At 71.2% G+C, this 15,055-nt stretch carries 12 protein-coding genes; 6 read left to right on the top strand and 6 right to left on the bottom strand.

Annotated features, from left to right (window positions below; genetic code table 11):
- Nucleotides 1-6: 6 nt before the first annotated feature.
- The 4 genes from ACLJOK_RS26470 to ACLJOK_RS26485 all read right to left on the bottom strand — a co-directional run bounded on the left by ACLJOK_RS26470 (nucleotide 7) and on the right by ACLJOK_RS26485 (nucleotide 4,866).
- Nucleotides 7-1,191: a zinc-dependent alcohol dehydrogenase gene (locus ACLJOK_RS26470; protein WP_410821596.1), complete on the bottom strand. Its 1,185-nt coding sequence runs from the start codon at nucleotides 1,189-1,191 to the stop codon at nucleotides 7-9.
- A gap of 291 nt (nucleotides 1,192-1,482) precedes the next feature.
- Nucleotides 1,483-2,247, bottom strand: coding sequence for a succinate dehydrogenase/fumarate reductase iron-sulfur subunit (locus tag ACLJOK_RS26475; protein ID WP_091401529.1), 765 nt, complete (start codon nucleotides 2,245-2,247; stop codon nucleotides 1,483-1,485).
- Nucleotides 2,244-4,181: a fumarate reductase/succinate dehydrogenase flavoprotein subunit gene (locus ACLJOK_RS26480; RefSeq protein WP_410821281.1), complete on the bottom strand. Its 1,938-nt coding sequence runs from the start codon at nucleotides 4,179-4,181 to the stop codon at nucleotides 2,244-2,246. Before ACLJOK_RS26480 ends, ACLJOK_RS26475 begins: the two co-directional genes overlap by 4 nt.
- 1 nt (nucleotide 4,182) lies before the next feature.
- Complete coding sequence (locus ACLJOK_RS26485) at nucleotides 4,183-4,866, bottom strand: succinate dehydrogenase cytochrome b subunit (RefSeq protein ID WP_410821597.1); 684 nt, start codon at nucleotides 4,864-4,866, stop codon at nucleotides 4,183-4,185.
- An 83-nt stretch (nucleotides 4,867-4,949) separates the two neighbouring features.
- Between ACLJOK_RS26485 and ACLJOK_RS26490 the strand changes: the two genes are divergently transcribed.
- Nucleotides 4,950-5,882 carry a LysR family transcriptional regulator gene (locus tag ACLJOK_RS26490; RefSeq protein WP_410821282.1) on the top strand — a complete coding sequence of 311 codons (933 nt, stop codon included), beginning with the start codon at nucleotides 4,950-4,952 and terminating at the stop codon, nucleotides 5,880-5,882.
- A 79-nt stretch (nucleotides 5,883-5,961) separates the two neighbouring features.
- On the opposite strand, the gene hrpA is transcribed toward ACLJOK_RS26490, so the two are convergent.
- Entirely contained in the window at nucleotides 5,962-10,020 is a 4,059-nt protein-coding gene (gene hrpA / locus ACLJOK_RS26495; protein WP_410821283.1) for an ATP-dependent RNA helicase HrpA, read from the bottom strand.
- Nucleotides 10,021-10,163: 143 nt separating this feature from the next.
- Here hrpA and ACLJOK_RS26500 point away from each other — a divergent pair, with 143 nt between their 5' ends.
- On the top strand, nucleotides 10,164-10,556 hold the full coding sequence (locus ACLJOK_RS26500; RefSeq protein WP_410821284.1) for a cytidine deaminase: 393 nt from the start codon (nucleotides 10,164-10,166) through the stop codon (nucleotides 10,554-10,556).
- Between the two features lie 10 nt (nucleotides 10,557-10,566).
- Here the strand turns inward: ACLJOK_RS26500 and ACLJOK_RS26505 are convergent, their stop codons facing one another.
- Entirely contained in the window at nucleotides 10,567-10,926 is a 360-nt protein-coding gene (locus tag ACLJOK_RS26505; protein WP_410821285.1) for a YciI family protein, read from the bottom strand.
- Nucleotides 10,927-11,067: 141 nt separating this feature from the next.
- On the opposite strand from ACLJOK_RS26505, the gene ACLJOK_RS26510 reads away from it, so the two are divergent.
- The 4 genes from ACLJOK_RS26510 to ACLJOK_RS26525 are packed head-to-tail and all read left to right on the top strand — an operon-like array spanning nucleotide 11,068 to nucleotide 15,053.
- The gene (locus ACLJOK_RS26510; RefSeq protein ID WP_410821286.1) at nucleotides 11,068-12,114 is read left to right on the top strand and encodes a FecCD family ABC transporter permease; all 1,047 of its coding nucleotides are present in this window, start codon (nucleotides 11,068-11,070) and stop codon (nucleotides 12,112-12,114) included.
- The gene (locus tag ACLJOK_RS26515; protein WP_410821287.1) at nucleotides 12,111-13,184 is read left to right on the top strand and encodes a FecCD family ABC transporter permease; all 1,074 of its coding nucleotides are present in this window, start codon (nucleotides 12,111-12,113) and stop codon (nucleotides 13,182-13,184) included. The genes ACLJOK_RS26510 and ACLJOK_RS26515 overlap by 4 nt, the downstream gene beginning before the upstream one ends.
- A gap of 19 nt (nucleotides 13,185-13,203) precedes the next feature.
- The gene (locus tag ACLJOK_RS26520; RefSeq protein WP_410821288.1) at nucleotides 13,204-14,106 is read left to right on the top strand and encodes an ABC transporter ATP-binding protein; all 903 of its coding nucleotides are present in this window, start codon (nucleotides 13,204-13,206) and stop codon (nucleotides 14,104-14,106) included.
- Entirely contained in the window at nucleotides 14,106-15,053 is a 948-nt protein-coding gene (locus ACLJOK_RS26525) for an ABC transporter substrate-binding protein (protein WP_410821289.1), read from the top strand. The genes ACLJOK_RS26520 and ACLJOK_RS26525 overlap by 1 nt, the downstream gene beginning before the upstream one ends.
- Nucleotides 15,054-15,055: the final 2 nt, after the last annotated feature.

Raw genomic sequence — 15,055 nt, forward strand, 5'->3', positions numbered from 1 at the left:
TCGCACTCATGGTTCGAGTACGACCTTGATGCAACCGTCTTCCTTCTTCTGGAACATCTCGTACGCCTGCGGCGCCCGGGTCAGCGGCAACCGGTGGGTACGCAGGTCCTCCACGCCCAGCGGGTCGTCGTCGCCGGAGAGCAGCGGCAGGATCTCGTCGGTCCACCGGCGCACGTGACACTGCCCCATCCGCAGCTGAATGCCACGGTCGAACATCTCCATCAGCGGCATCGGGTCCGCCTCGCCGCCGTACACCCCGGAGACCGACACGGTGCCCCCGCGACGAACCCCCTTGACCGCGGCGTGCAGGACGGACAGCCGGTCCACGCCGACCCGGTCGGTCATCGTCTGGGCCAACTTGTCCGGCAGCAACCCGACAGCGGCGTGGGCGAACTTGCCCACGGGCGAGCCGTGCGCCTCCATCCCGACCGCGTCGATCACCGCGTCCGGGCCGCGCCCGTCGACCAGATCGATCAGCGCGCCCGGCACGTCGGACAGTTGGCTCACGTCGAGCACCTCGATGCCGTGCCGGCGGGCCAGCTCCAGCCGCTCGGGCACCAGGTCCAGCCCGATCACCCGGCCCGCGCCGAGGTGGCGGCCGATCCGCGCGCAGAACTGCCCGACCGGACCCAGGCCGAAGACGGCCAGGGTGCCGCCCCGTGGGGTGTCCGCGTACTTCACCGCCTGCCAGGCGGTGGGCAGAATGTCGGACAGGTAGAGGTAGCGCTCGTCCGCGCCGGTCTGCGGGATCTTGATCGGCCCGAAGTGGGCCTGCGGGACGCGCAGGTACTCGGCCTGCCCGCCCGGCACGGAACCGTAGAGCGAGGTGTAACCGAACAGCGCCGCGCCCTTGCCCTCGCTGGTGACCTGGGTGGTCTCGCACTGCGCGTAGAGCTGGCGCTGGCACATCCAGCAACTCCCACAGGAGATGTTGAACGGCACCACCACCCGATCGCCCGGCTTGAGCCCGGTCACCTCCGACCCGACCTCCTCGACGATGCCCATCGGCTCGTGGCCCAGGACGTCACCCGGCTTCAGGTACGGCCCGAGCACCTCGTACAGGTGCAGGTCGGAACCGCAGATCGCGGTCGAGGTGATCTTCACGATCGCATCGGTCGGCTCCTCGATCCTAGGGTCCGGGACCTCCTCGACCCGTACGTCTCGCTTGCCCTGCCAGGTGAGCGCCTTCATGTCCCTCATCCCTTCTCACTGCCGTCTTGGAAGACTGCTACCCGGGCTCAGGCACTTGAACCGGCGAGCTGTCCCTGGCGTGGGTGAGGGCTGGGGGTGACCGTCCCCGGCTTCGGGCGGTCAGGCTTGATCCACTCGCGTTCCTTGAAGTGGCGGTATCCGACACCTGGTGACAGGCCGACTTCCTGAAACCCGAGTGGATCAGCCCTCATGGCAACCAAGGGCCACGAGCCAGAAACGCACGACCGCCGTACCCCCGGAAAGCGGGATACGGCGGTCGGTACGGCGACGTCAGGAACCGGGGGTGTTGTTGGCTCCCTTGGCGGTGGCCGCGAGGTAGTCGCGGTTGAGCCGGCCGATGGTGTTCAGCGGGATGCCCTTCGGGCAGGCGGGGGTGCATTCGCCGGCGTTGGTGCAGCCGCCGAAGCCGGCCTCGTCGTGCGCGTCGACCATGCCGATCACCCGGGTGTAGCGCTCGGGCTGGCCCTGCGGCAGCAGCGAGAGCTGGGTGAGCTTGGCGGCGGTGAAGAGCATGCCGGAGCCGTTCGGGCAGGCTGCCACGCAGGCGCCGCAGCCGATGCAGGCCGCGGACTCGAAGGCGGCATCGGCGTTGGCCTTGGCCACCGGGGTGGAGTGGGCCTCGGGCGCGCTTCCGGTCGGCGCGGTGACGTAGCCGCCGGCCGCGATGATCTTGTCGAAGGCGCTCCGGTTGACGACCAGGTCCTTGACGACCGGGAAGGCGCTGGCCCGCCACGGCTCGATGTCGATCGTCTCGCCGTCCTTGAACTGCCGCATGTGCAGTTGGCAGGCGGTGGTGCCGCGCTGCGGACCGTGCGCGTCGCCGTTGATCATCAGGCCGCACATGCCGCAGATGCCCTCGCGGCAGTCGTGGTCGAACGCCACCGGGTCCTCGCCAGCGAGGATCAGCCGCTCGTTGAGCACGTCGAGCATCTCCAGGAACGACATGTCCGGGGACACGTCGTCGACCGGGTAGGTCACCATCCGACCCTTGTCCTCAGGGCCCTTCTGGCGCCAGATGCGCAGGGTCAGGTTCACTTGTAGCTCCGCTGCGTGGGGTGGACGTATTCGAACTTCAGGTCTTCCTTGTGCAGCACCGAGGGCTCGCCGTCGGCGGTGAACTCCCAGGCCGCCACGTACGCGAACCGGTCGTCGTCGCGCTGCGCCTCACCGTCGGAGGTCTGGTGCTCGGCCCGGAAGTGGCCGCCGCAGGACTCCTCGCGGTGCAGGGCGTCGATGCACATCAGCTCGGCCAGCTCGAAGAAGTCGGCCACGCGGCCGGCCTTCTCCAGCGACTGGTTGAGTTCCTCGCCGGTGCCGGACACCTTGACCCGCTGCCAGAACTGCTCGCGCAGGGCACGGATCTCGTCGATCGCCTTGCGCAGCCCGGCCTCGCTGCGCTCCATGCCGCAGTGTTCCCACATGATCTGGCCCAGTTCCCGGTGGAACGAGTCCACGGTCCGGTCGCCGTCGACCGCGAGCAGCCGCTGGACCCGGTCCTCGACGTCGGTGCGCGCCTCGACGGCCGCCGGGTGGCTGGCGTCGACCTTCTCCAGCGGGCCGGAGGCCAGGTAGTTGGCGATGGTCGTGGGCAGCACGAAGTAGCCGTCGGCGAGGCCCTGCATCAGCGCCGAGGCGCCGAGCCGGTTCGCGCCGTGGTCGGAGAAGTTCGCCTCGCCGATCACGAACAGGCCGGGGATGTTCGACTGGAGGTCGTAGTCGACCCACAGGCCGCCCATCGTGTAGTGCACGGCGGGATAGATGCGCATCGGCACCTCGTACGGGTCCTCGCCGGTGATCCGCTCGTACATCTCGAAGAGGTTGCCGTACTTGGCCTCGATGGCCTTGCGGCCCAGCCGGCCGATCGCGTCGGCGAAGTCGAGGTAGACACCGAGCTTCGTGGGCCCGACGCCCCGACCCTCGTCGCACACGTTCTTCGCGGCGCGGGAGGCGATGTCGCGGGGGACCAGGTTGCCGAAGGAGGGGTAAATCCGCTCCAGGTAGTAGTCCCGCTCGTCCTCTCCGATGTCCTTCGGGCTGCGGTCGTCACCCTTGGTCTTCGGCACCCAGACCCGGCCGTCGTTGCGCAGCGACTCGCTCATCAGGGTCAGCTTCGACTGGTGGTCGCCGGAGACCGGGATGCAGGTCGGGTGGATCTGCGTGTAGCACGGGTTGGCGAAGTACGCGCCCTTGCGGTGCGCGCGCCAGGTGGCGGTGACGTTGCAGCCCTTGGCGTTGGTGGAGAGGTAGAAGACGTTGCCGTAGCCGCCGGAGGCGAGCACCACGGCGTCGGCCATCTCGGTGCTGATCTCGCCGGTCACCATGTCCCGGACCACGATGCCGCGGGCCTTGTCGTCCACCAGGACCAGTTCCAGCATCTCGTGCCGGGTGTTCATCTCGACGTTGCCCAGGCCGATCTGCCGCTCCAGGGCCTGGTACGCGCCGAGCAGCAGCTGCTGGCCCGTCTGGCCCCGGGCGTAGAAGGTGCGCTGCACCTGGGCGCCACCGAAGGAGCGGGTGTCCAGCAGGCCGCCGTACTCGCGGGCGAACGGCACCCCCTGGGCGACGCACTGGTCGATGATGTTGACCGACACCTCGGCGAGCCGGTGCACGTTCGACTCCCGGGAGCGGAAGTCGCCGCCCTTGACGGTGTCGTAGAAGAGCCGGTGCACGGAGTCGCCGTCGTTGCGGTAGTTCTTCGCCGCGTTGATGCCGCCCTGTGCCGCGATGGAGTGCGCCCGGCGCGGGCTGTCCTGGTAGCAGTAGGACTTGACGTGGTAGCCCTGCTCGGCCAGTGTCGCGGCGGCGGAGCCGCCGGCCAGGCCGGTGCCGACCACGATCACCGTCATCTTGCGGCGGTTGGCGGGGTTGACAAGCTTGGCCTCGAAGCGCCGGGTCTCCCAACGCTTCTCGACCGGGCCGGCGGGAGCCTTGGTGTCGGCGATCGGGTCGCCCTCGGTGAAGAGTTCCATGTCAGGACACCAATCCGGTGAGTACGGCGAACGGGACCACCAGGTACCCGGCGCAGAGCAGCACGGCGAAGATCAGAGCCGCGGTACGCGCCCTGCGCTCGCCGCGTGGCGTCTGCTGGCCGAGGCTGCGGAACGCGCTGAACGCGCCGTGGCGCAGGTGGAAGCCCACCGCGAGGATGGCGAGCGTGTAGAAGAGCGTGACGTACCAGCGCTCCGGGGCGAAGTCGGCGACGACGTTGCCGTACGGCTTGCTGGCGTCGCCGACCGGGTTCAGCGTGCCGGTGGTCAGGTCCAGCAGGTGGTAGATCACGAAGAGCAGGATGATCACTCCACCCCAGCGCATCGTGCGGGCCGCGTAGCTGCCGTTGACCTTCTTGCGGTGGGCGTACTTGACCGGGCGGGCGGCGCGGGCCCGCCGGGCCAGCACGGTGGCGGCGACGATGTGGGCGACGACCGCCACGACCAGCCCGGTGCGCAGGATCCACAGGAACCAGACGCCGGGCAGCAGTGGCTTGCCGATGTCGCGCAGCCAGTGCGCGTAGTGGTCGAACGAGGTCTCCCCCGTGAACACCTTCAGGTTGCCGAGCATGTGGGCGATGAGGAACAGCGCCAGCATGATGCCCGTCACCGCCATGACGGCCTTGAGGCCGACGTTCGAGCGGATGGGCGACCGAGTCTTCGTGATTACCACAGGACCGACGCTAGGAGCACTTCGTTCAGTCGTCCAATGCATCAAACTCGCAGTGTTGATAGCCGTAGGCTATTTAGATGCAGCTCCATCAGCTCCGGTACTTCGTCGCGGTGGCCGAAGTACGACATTTCACCCAAGCCGCCGACATCGTGGGCATCACTCAGCCCTCTCTCAGTAAGCAAATTCACGCTCTGGAGGCCGACCTCGGAGCTCCGTTGTTCGAGCGGGTAAGGGGCAACATCGCGCTCACCGCGGCGGGTGAGGTGCTGCTGCCGTTGGCCACCCGGATCCTCGCCGACGTGGAGACCGCGACCCGGGAGGTGCAGGAGTTGGTCGGGCTGCGCCGGGGCCGGGTCCGGCTCGGGGCCACCCCCAGCCTGGCCACCTCGCTCGCCCCGCCGGTGCTGCGCCGGTTCCGCGACGCGCATCCCACCATCGACCTGCGCGTCGAGGAGAGCGGCTCCCAGGACCTGGTCCGCGACCTTCTGCGCGGCGACCTCGACCTGGCCCTGATCATCATGCCGGCGCAGGGGGCCGACCCGGGGCTGCGGGTCGACCCGATCCTGCGGGAGAGCCTGGTGGTGGCCTCGGTGGGGGAGGTGGCGACCGCGTCGACGACCGGGGAGCTGCGCATCACCGACCTGCGGGACCAGCCGATGGTGATGTTCCGGGAGGGGTACGACCTACGCGACGCGACCATCCAGGCGTGTCGGGAGGCAGGCTTTGAACCCACCTTCGCTGTGGACGGCGGCGAGATGGACGCGGTGCTCAGCTTCGTCGAGGCGGGGCTCGGCATCGCGCTCGTGCCCGGCATCGTGCTGGCCCGCCGGCCGGGCGTGCGGATCACCCCGCTCGCCCCGCCCGGCGTGCGGCGGACCATCGCGGTGGCCCGTCGGCGCGACGTCGTACCCACCCACGCCGGTCGGGAGCTTCGGCGCATCCTGCTCGACTACATCCAGGCGGCGATCGACCTCGGCGAACTGCCCCCCGGCGTCGAGCCACTGACCTGACCCGCCGGCGCCCGCCGCCGCGAAGAGGCCGGCCGGGGCCGCCGCCGCGACGAGGCCGGCAGCGGCCCGGCCGCCGGGCTCAGCGGCCCTCGGCGTCGTCCATCGCCCGATAGATCCGCTGCTCGGAGACGGGGTACGGGGTGCCCAGCGCCTGGGCGAAGACGTTCACCCGCAACTCCTCGATCATCCAGCGGATCTGCCGGACGGCCGTCTCCTGACGGCGGGCCGGCGGCAGGTTGGCGAGCAGGTCGGCGTACTCCTTCTGCACCACAGCGATCCGGTCCTGCTGCTGGCGGTCCCGCTGCGGATTGCCGCCCAGCCGCTCCAGTCGACGCTCGATGGCGGTGAGGTAGCGCAGCAGGTCGGGCAGGCGCGCGTACCCGGTCTCGGTGATGAAACCGGCGTGCACCAGCCCGGCGAGCTGGCTGCGGATGTCGGCCAGCGCCGCCACCACGGCGAGGTTGCGGGTCGCGCCGAGTCGCTGCTCGACGGCGTACGCGGCGGCGAGGACCTTGCGGACCCGGTCCATCACCTCGACGACGGTGTCGACCAGGTCGGCGCGGACCTTCTCACGCAGGGCCGCGAAGCCGTCGGCGTCCCACGCCGGCCCGCCGGCCACACCGATCAGCCGGTCGATGGCCGCGCCCGCCGCGTCCTCGATCAGCTCCTGTACGCCGCCGTGCGGGTTGCGGCTCAACGCCAGCTTCGCCTCGTTGTCGAGCCGCCCCTGGAGGAACCGCGCCGGGGACGGCACCGTGAGCCGCAGCAGCCGGCGGGTGCCGGCCCAGTGCGCCGCCTCCGCCTCGGCGGGGGAGTCGAACACCTTCACCCCGACTGTGGCGCCCTCGTCGACCAGCGCCGGGTACGCGGTGACCGCGTAACCGGCGCGGACCTGCTCGATGGTGCGAGGAAGATCGTCGATGCTCCACTCATGGAGGCCCGTCCGGCTGACCTCCGGTGCGGCGGCCGCCACCACCTGGCGTACCTCCTGGCGGAGTTGGCGTTGCAGGGCCGGCAGGTCCTTGCCCTCGGCGACCGGCTTCTCGTCGTCGCCGAGGACCCGGAATGTCACCCGCAGGTGCGCCGGGAGCTTGCCCGGCTCCCAGGCGTCACGGGGCACTGTCACACCGGTCATCCGGCGCAGTTGCCGGGTGAGCGCGTCCAGCAGCGACTCCTCGCCGGGAGTGATCGCCGCCAGAGCGGCCCGGGCGTAGTCCGGAACCGGGACGAAGTTGCGGCGGATCGCCTTGGGCAGCGAGCGGATCAGCGCGATCACCGTCTCCTCGCGCAGCCCCGGCACCTGCCAGTCGAAGGTCTCCGCCGGTACCTGGTTGAGCAGCGGCAGCGGGATGTCCACTGTGACGCCGTCGTCCGGCGTGCCCGGCTCGAACCGGTAGGTCAGCGGCAGGCTCACCCCGTCGGCCTGCCACTCGTCCGGGTAGTCGTCCTCGTCCACCCCCGGTCGGCCGTCGTTGATCAGCAGGTCGCGGGTGAAGGTGAGCAGGTCGGGTTGCTCGCGGCGGGTCTTCTTCCACCAGCTGTCGAAGTGCCGGCCGGAGGACACGTCGGCCGGGATCCGCTGGTCGTAGAAGCCGAAGATGGTCTCGTCGTCGACGAGGATGTCCCGGCGGCGGGCCCGGCTCTCCAACTCCTCGATCTCGGCGAGCAGCCGCTTGTTGTCCGCCCAGAACTGGTGGTGGGTCTGCCAGTCGCCCTCGACGAGGGCGTGCCGGATGAACAGCTCCCGGCTCAGCGTCGGGTCGATCCGCCCGAAGTTGACCTTGCGGGAGCTGACCAGCGGGACGCCGTACAGGGTGACCTTCTCGTAGGCCATCACCGCGGCCTGCTTCTTTTCCCAGTGCGGTTCGCTGTAGCTGCGCTTTACCAGGTGCTGCGCGAGCGGTTCGACCCACTCCGGCTCGACCCGGCCGGCGATGCGGCCCCACAGCCGGGAGGTCTCCACCAGCTCGGCGGCCATCACCCAACGCGGCGGCTTCTTGAACAACGCCGACCCGGGGAAGAGCGCGAACTTCGCGCCCCGGGCCCCCAGGTACTCGTGTTTCTGGGCGTCCTTCAGGCCGATGTGCGACAACAGTCCGGGCAGCAGCGACTGGTGCACCTTGGGGGTGTCGATCTCCTCCGGCAGGTCCGTGCCACCCCGGCGGCCCCGGCCGGCGTCCGCGTCGTCCGAGCTGTCGCGCGCCGGCCGCCCACCCCGTCGATCGCCGTCCGACGGGGTACGCAGCACCTGGCGCAACTGGCTGACGATGTCCTGCCACTCGCGGATCCGCAGGTAGTTCAGGTACTCCGCCTTGCACATCCGGCGAAACGCGCTGGAGGAGAGCTCCCGCTGCTGCTCACGCAGGTAGCGCCACAGGTTGAGGTAGGCGACGAAGTCCGACTCCTTGTCGGCGAACCGGGCGTGCGCCTGGTCCGCCTGGGCCTGCTTCTCGGCCGGCCGCTCCCGTGGGTCCTGGATGGAGAGGGCGGCGGCGATCACCAGCACCTCGGTGGCGGCGCCGTTGCGTTCGCCCTCGACCACCATCCGGGCCAGGCGCGGGTCGACCGGCAACTGGGCCAGCCGCCGGCCGAGCGCGGTGAGCCGCTTCGCCGGGTCGGCCTCGGTCGGGTCCAACGCGCCCAGCTCGTGCAGCAGGTTGACGCCGTCGGTGATGTTGCGCTTGTCCGGTGGGTCGATGAACGGGAACGCGGCGAGGTCGCCGAGCCCGATCGCTGTCATCTGGAGGATGACCGACGCCAGGTTGGTGCGCAGGATCTCCGGGTCGGTGAACTCGGGCCGGGAGAGGAAGTCCTGTTCGTCGTAGAGGCGGATGCAGATGCCGTCCGAGGTGCGGCCACACCGGCCCTTGCGCTGGTTGGCCGAGGCCTGGGAGACCGGCTCGATCGGCAGCCGCTGCACCTTGAGCCGGCTGGAGTAGCGGGAGATGCGGGCGGTCCCCGGGTCCACCACGTACTTGATGCCGGGCACTGTCAGCGAGGTCTCCGCGACGTTGGTGGCGAGCACCACCCGGCGCGAGGAGTGCGCGGCGAAGACCCGGTGCTGCTCGGCGGAGGAGAGCCGCGCGTACAGCGGCAGGATCTCGGTGCCGAGCAGCGTTCGCTTCGTCTGCACGAGCTTGCTCAGCGCGTCGGCGGTGTCCCGGATCTCCCGCTCGCCGCTGAGGAAGACCAGGATGTCCCCGGGCCCTTCGGCGGCCAGCTCCTCGACGGCGTCACCGATCGCCTGGATCTGGTCGCGGACGTTCTCCTCGTCGCCGTCCTCCTCGCCCTCGGCGAGCTCGACGAGGGGCCGGTAGCGCACCTCCACCGGGTAGGTACGCCCCGAGACCTCGACCACCGGCGCGGGCACGCCCTCCGGCTCGTCGGCAGTGGGCGGGCCGGCGAAGTGCCGGGCGAACCGGTCGGTCTCGATAGTCGCCGAGGTGATGATCACCTTGAGGTCGGGCCGTCGGGGCAGTAGCTCCCGCAGGTACCCGAGGATGAAGTCGATGTTGAGGCTGCGCTCGTGCGCCTCGTCGATGATCAGCGTGTCGTACTGGCGCAGCATCCGGTCGGTCTGCAACTCGGCCAGCAGGATGCCGTCGGTCATCAGCTTCACCAGGCTGCGCTCGCTGACCTGGTCGGTGAAGCGCACCTTGTAGCCGACCACGTCGCCCAACTCGGTGCCCAGCTCGTCGGCGATCCGGTCGGCCACCGTCCGGGCGGCCAACCGCCGGGGCTGGGTGTGCCCGATCAGGCCGTGCACCCCGCGCCCCAACTCCAGACAGATCTTGGGGATCTGGGTGGTCTTTCCGGAGCCGGTCTCGCCCGCCACGATCACCACCTGGTGATCGCGGATGGCGGCGGCGATGTCGTCCTTGCGCTCACTGACCGGCAGACCCACCGGGTACGTGATCACGGGCACCGCCGCCTGCCGGGCGGCGAGGCGCTGCTCGGCCCGGACCAGGTCGGCGGTTATCTCGGTCAGCGCCGCCTCCCGACGCTGCGGGTCGCGCAGCTTGCGGGCACCGTCCAGTCGCCGCTGGAGCCGGCGCTGGTCGCGGAACATCAGAGGTGTGAGGCGGCGGTGCAGCTCGCGAACGGGGTCGGACGCGACGGAGGCGGTTGGATTCTGCATGTCGTGCCCAAGGATAGGCAGCCCGACGGCGCACCGCCCCTTGGTTACCGGGCGGCCGGCTTTCCGAGGGCCACCTCCGGTCCCTTGACGGCCACCAGCGGGCCCTAGAGTTGGCGGCCGACGTCGAGCGCTGGGGGAGCCGGATGGAGATGCGCGACACCGACCGCGCGTTGGTGCAGGCCGCCACGGCGGTCTCCAAGCTGCGCTGCCGCAGCCAGCACCACACTGTCGCGTCGGCGGCCCGGACCGCGGACGGGCGGGTCTTCACCGGCGTGAACGTCCAGCACGCCATCGGAGGGGCCTGCGCCGAACTTGTCGTGATCGGCACGGCCGCCACGCAGGGCGTCACCGCGCTGGAGACGATCGTCACGGTCGCCGACCGTGGCCGCGAGGTCGTCGCGCCCTGTGACCGGTGCCAGCAGGTGCTGCGGGACTACGTCCCGGAACTGCGGGTGATCGTCGGCCCGATGGACGCCCTGCGGGTGGTCCCGCTCGATGAGTTGCCGGCGGAGACCGGCAGCGGCTCGGCTGGCTGACCGGGCCGGGTCAGTCCCCGGAGGCTGCCTCCAGCATCGACTGCGGCACCGGCACGCTCTCGAACCGCAGGTTGCCCTCCGGAAGCAGCCACGACGTCACCCGCGCGACCAGGCGACCGGCCCGCACGGCGGGGTCGTTGGCGAACAGCGCGCGTGCGTCGTCCGGGGCGATGGACAGCACCACGAAGCCGCGCAGCTGCTCGTCGTCGGGGTGCAGGAACGGCCCGGTCGCGAGCACCAGCCCCTGCTGCACGAGGCCCGCCTGGTGGGCCAGGTGCGCGTCCCGCAACCGGTCGATCGCGTCCTGCGGCAGCTCCGGCGGATCCGACGGCCGGCTCAGCAGGACGACCGTGTGCTGGTCGAATCGCATGAGCCAACCCTAGGCGCGCAGCCCTCTTCGCGCGGGCGTCTGCCCTGCTCAGCCCGTCGCGGATCGACAAGCGCCAGTTAGGTGGCCCTCAACTGAGCGGCTAAGGTTAGGCGAACCTAAGCGTGAACGTGCAGGAGACTCGTGACCACCCTCGCCACCCGGCCGACCCCGGCCCGCAACCGGTCCGGCACCCGCACCGGCCGTCGGGTGGCCGTCACGGTCGGGGCCGCGCTGGTGCTGCTGCTCACCGTGCTGGCCAGCTTCGCCCTCGGCAGCCGACAACTCGGCGTCGACCAGGTCTGGCACGCGCTCGTCGCTCCGGACGGCGGCGACGCCAGCACCATCGTCCGTGAGCTGCGGATGCCCCGGACCGCGCTCGGCCTCGCTGTCGGGCTCGCGCTCGCCGTGGCTGGGGTGCTGTTCCAGGCGCTCACCCGCAACCCCCTCGCCGAGCCGCGCATCCTCGGCATCAGCGCGGGCGCGTCGTTCGGGGTGGTGCTCGCGATCTCCGTCTTCGGCGTCAGCACGCTCGCCGGGTACGTCTGGTTCGGCATCGCCGGGGCCCTCATCGCCGGGCTGCTGGTCTTCGCCATCGCCACCCGCGCCCGCGAGGGCGCCAGCCCGGTCACCCTCGCGCTGGTCGGCGCGGCGCTCGACGCCAGCCTGGCCTCCGGGGTGTACGCGCTGCTCAGCATCGACGCCCGCACCTTCGAGGAGTACCGCTTCTGGGTGGTCGGCGGGCTGGCCGGACGGGACCTGTCGGTTGCCGCGCAGGTGCTGCCGTTCGTCCTCGTCGGGTTGGTGCTGGCCGCCCTGGTGGCCCGGGGCCTGGACGCGCTGGCCCTCGGCGACGACGTGGCCCGTGGTCTCGGCCACCGGATCGGTCTGGTCCGCCTCGGTGGTGGCCTCGCGGCCGTGCTGCTGACCGGCGCCGCGGTGGCCGCCGCCGGACCTGTCGCGTTCGTCGGGCTGGCCGTGCCGCACCTGGCCCGCGCCCTGGTCGGCGCGGACCACCGCTGGACCCTCGCCGTCTCCGCCCTGCTCGGGCCGGCGCTGCTGCTCGCCGCCGACATCGTCGGTCGGCTCGTCGCCCCGCCCGGCGAGATCCCGGCCGGGATCGTCACCGCGCTGATCGGCGCGCCAGTGCTGGCCGTGCTGGTCCGCCGCGCCCGGGTGGTGACCGCGTGACCACCACCCGGCACCCAGGCTCGCCTGGTGCCGATGCGGCTCGGCTGCCCGGGCGGTCGCTGCTGCGGATCGGCCCGGTCAGCCTGCTGATCCGTCGGCGCGCGGTACTGGTGGCCGCCGTGCTGACCGTGCTCCTCCTGCTGGCCGTCGTGCTCAGCCTCTCGCTGGGTACCCCGTACGTCGCCCCGGCCGACGTGCTGCGCGCCCTCTCCGGCGCTGGCACCCCGTACGACCTCGTGGTCTTTGATCTTCGGCTGCCGCGGGTCGTGCTGGCGGCCGTGGCCGGCGCCGCCTTCGGCGTGGCCGGCACGCTGATCCAGAGCGTGGCCCGCAACCCACTCGCCAGCCCGGACGTCATCGGCATCACCCAGGGCGCCGGCCTCGCCGCGACAGTGGCCCTGACCAGCGGAATGGCCGCGGTGCTGGTGGCACCCACAGCGCTGGTGGGCGGGCTGCTCGCGGCGGTCCTGCTGTTCGCCCTCGGCGCCCGGCACGGGCTGGCCGCGCAGCGATTCGTGCTCGCCGGGGTGGCGGTCGCGTTCGGCTTCCGGGCGCTCACCGAGGTGGTCATGCTCACCGCCGACCCGATCGACGGACTGCGCGCGCAGATCTGGCTGATCGGCACCCTGGCGGGTAAGGGCTGGACCGAGGCCGCCTGGATCGCCGGCACACTGCTGATGCTGCTGCCGGTGCTGGCCTGGGCCGGCTGGGCGCTGAACAGCACCGCCCTCGACGACGACACCGCCCGGGGCGTCGGGCTGCGCCCGGTGGCCCGCCGGATCGGCCTCGCCGGCACCGGCGTACTCGTCGCCGCGATGGTCACCGCCCAGGTCGGCGCCGTCGATTTCGTGGCGCTGGTCGCCCCGCAGGTGGCCCGACGACTGGTACGCGCCGAACGACCACCGCTGGTCTGCGCGGCGCTGCTCGGCGCCCTCCTGCTCGTGCTGGCCGACCTGGCCGGCCGGCGGCTGTTCGCACCCACCCAACTACCCGCCGGTGTGCTGACCGCCGCGATCGGCGGCCCGTACCTGATCTTCCTGCTGCTGCGCGGCCGGCGGCGGTCGTCGTGACGCCTCAAGGAGTCGTGTGATGCTCTCTACCCGCGATCTGGTCGCCGGCTACGACGAGCGGACCGTGCTCGACGGGCTCGACCTCGACCTGCCCACCGACGCGTTCACAGTGATCGTCGGACCCAACGCGTGCGGCAAGTCCACACTGCTGCGCACGATGGCCCGGCTGCTCACCCCCCGCCGCGGCACGGTACTGCTGGACGGCACCGCCATCCGCGAGCTGCCGACCCGGGAGGTCGCCCGCCGCCTCGGCGTCCTGCCGCAGAGCCCGCTGGTTCCCGAGGGCGTCAGTGTGGCGGACCTGGTCGGACGCGGCCGGCAGCCCTACCAGCGGTGGTGGCGGCAGTGGTCGTCGGAGGACGGCGCGGCGGTGGACCAGGCGATGGCCCTCGCCGACGTCACCGACCTGGCCGACCGGCCGGTGGACAGCCTCTCCGGCGGTCAACGGCAACGAGTGTGGATCGCCATGACACTCGCCCAGGACACCGACGCCCTGCTGCTGGACGAGCCGACCACCTTCCTCGACCTGGCCCACCAGGTGGAGGTGCTGGACCTCCTGCACCGGCTGCGCTCCGAGCGGGGCCGCACAGTGGTCGCCGTCCTGCACGACCTGAACCAGGCCGCCCGCTACGCCGACCACCTGGTCGCCATGCGCGCCGGCGCAGTGGTCGCCGCCGGCCCGCCCCGGGAGATCCTCACCGCCGACCTGGTCCGCGACGTCTTCGGGCTGGCCTGCGTGGTAGTGCCCTGCCCGGTGACCGGCGCACCGCTGGTGGTGCCCGCGTACACCGGCGGCAACGCTCCGGCTCCCGCTGTCGCGGGTGACCACTCTTCGTCGACGGCGTCCGTACCGGACGCCCGACCCGCCACCGGCGACGCGGCCAACCCGCTCGCCGGCTCGCACCCCTCGAAAGGACTCTGATGCGTCGTCTCGTCGCAGCTCTCGCCGCGGCCGTCGCCCTCGGTGCCGGCCTCACCGCCTGCGGTAAGAGCGACCCGGTCGCCGGCTCCACCACCGGGGAGACCCGGGAGATCACCCACGCCATGGGCACCACCAAGGTCCCGGCCGAGCCCAAGCGCGTCGTCGTGCTCGACACCGACAAGATCGACACGGCGCTGTCGCTGGGCATCACGCCCATCGGCGCGGCCACCGCCGGTGAGGCGAAGAGCTGGCCCACCTACTTCGGCGCGGACAAGCTCGCCGGCATCAAGGAGGTCGGGGTGCTCACCGAGCCCGACCTGGAGGCGATCAACGCGCTGAAGCCGGACCTCATCCTCGGCAGCAAGTTCCGCCAGGAGAAGTTCTACGACGAGCTGGCCGCCATCGCGCCGACCGTGTTCACCGACAAGGTGGGCATCACCTGGAAGGACAACCTCCTCCTCGACGGCAAGGCGCTCGGCCGCGAGCAGCAGGCCAAGGATCTGCTGGCCACGTACGAGAAGCGGGCCAAGGACTTCGGCGCGACGCTCGGCGACGCCGCCGCGCGCAAGGTCTCCATCGTGCGGTTCCTGCCCGGCAACATCCGGGTGTACGGCCCGGACTCGTTCTCCGGCATCGTCATCGGCGACACCGGCCTGGGCCGCCCCGAGCGGCAACTGCTCGCCAACAAGGAGGACAAGCGCTTCGACCTGGTCAGCCCCGAGCGGATCAACGAAGTCGACGGTGACGTCATCTTCGTGACCGCGTACGGCGACAAGGCCGCCGCCGAGCAGACCAAGGTCGCCGGCGGGACGCTGTGGAAGGGCCTCGGCGCGGTCAAGGCCGGCAAGGCGTACCCCGTCTCCGACGAGGTCTGGATGACCGGCATCGGCGTCGGCGCCGCCAACAAGATCCTCGACGACCTGACCAAGTACCTCCCCGCCGCCTGACA

The organism is Micromonospora sp. 050-3 (assembly GCF_046549335.1).
Lineage (GTDB): Bacteria > Actinomycetota > Actinomycetes > Mycobacteriales > Micromonosporaceae > Micromonospora > Micromonospora trifolii.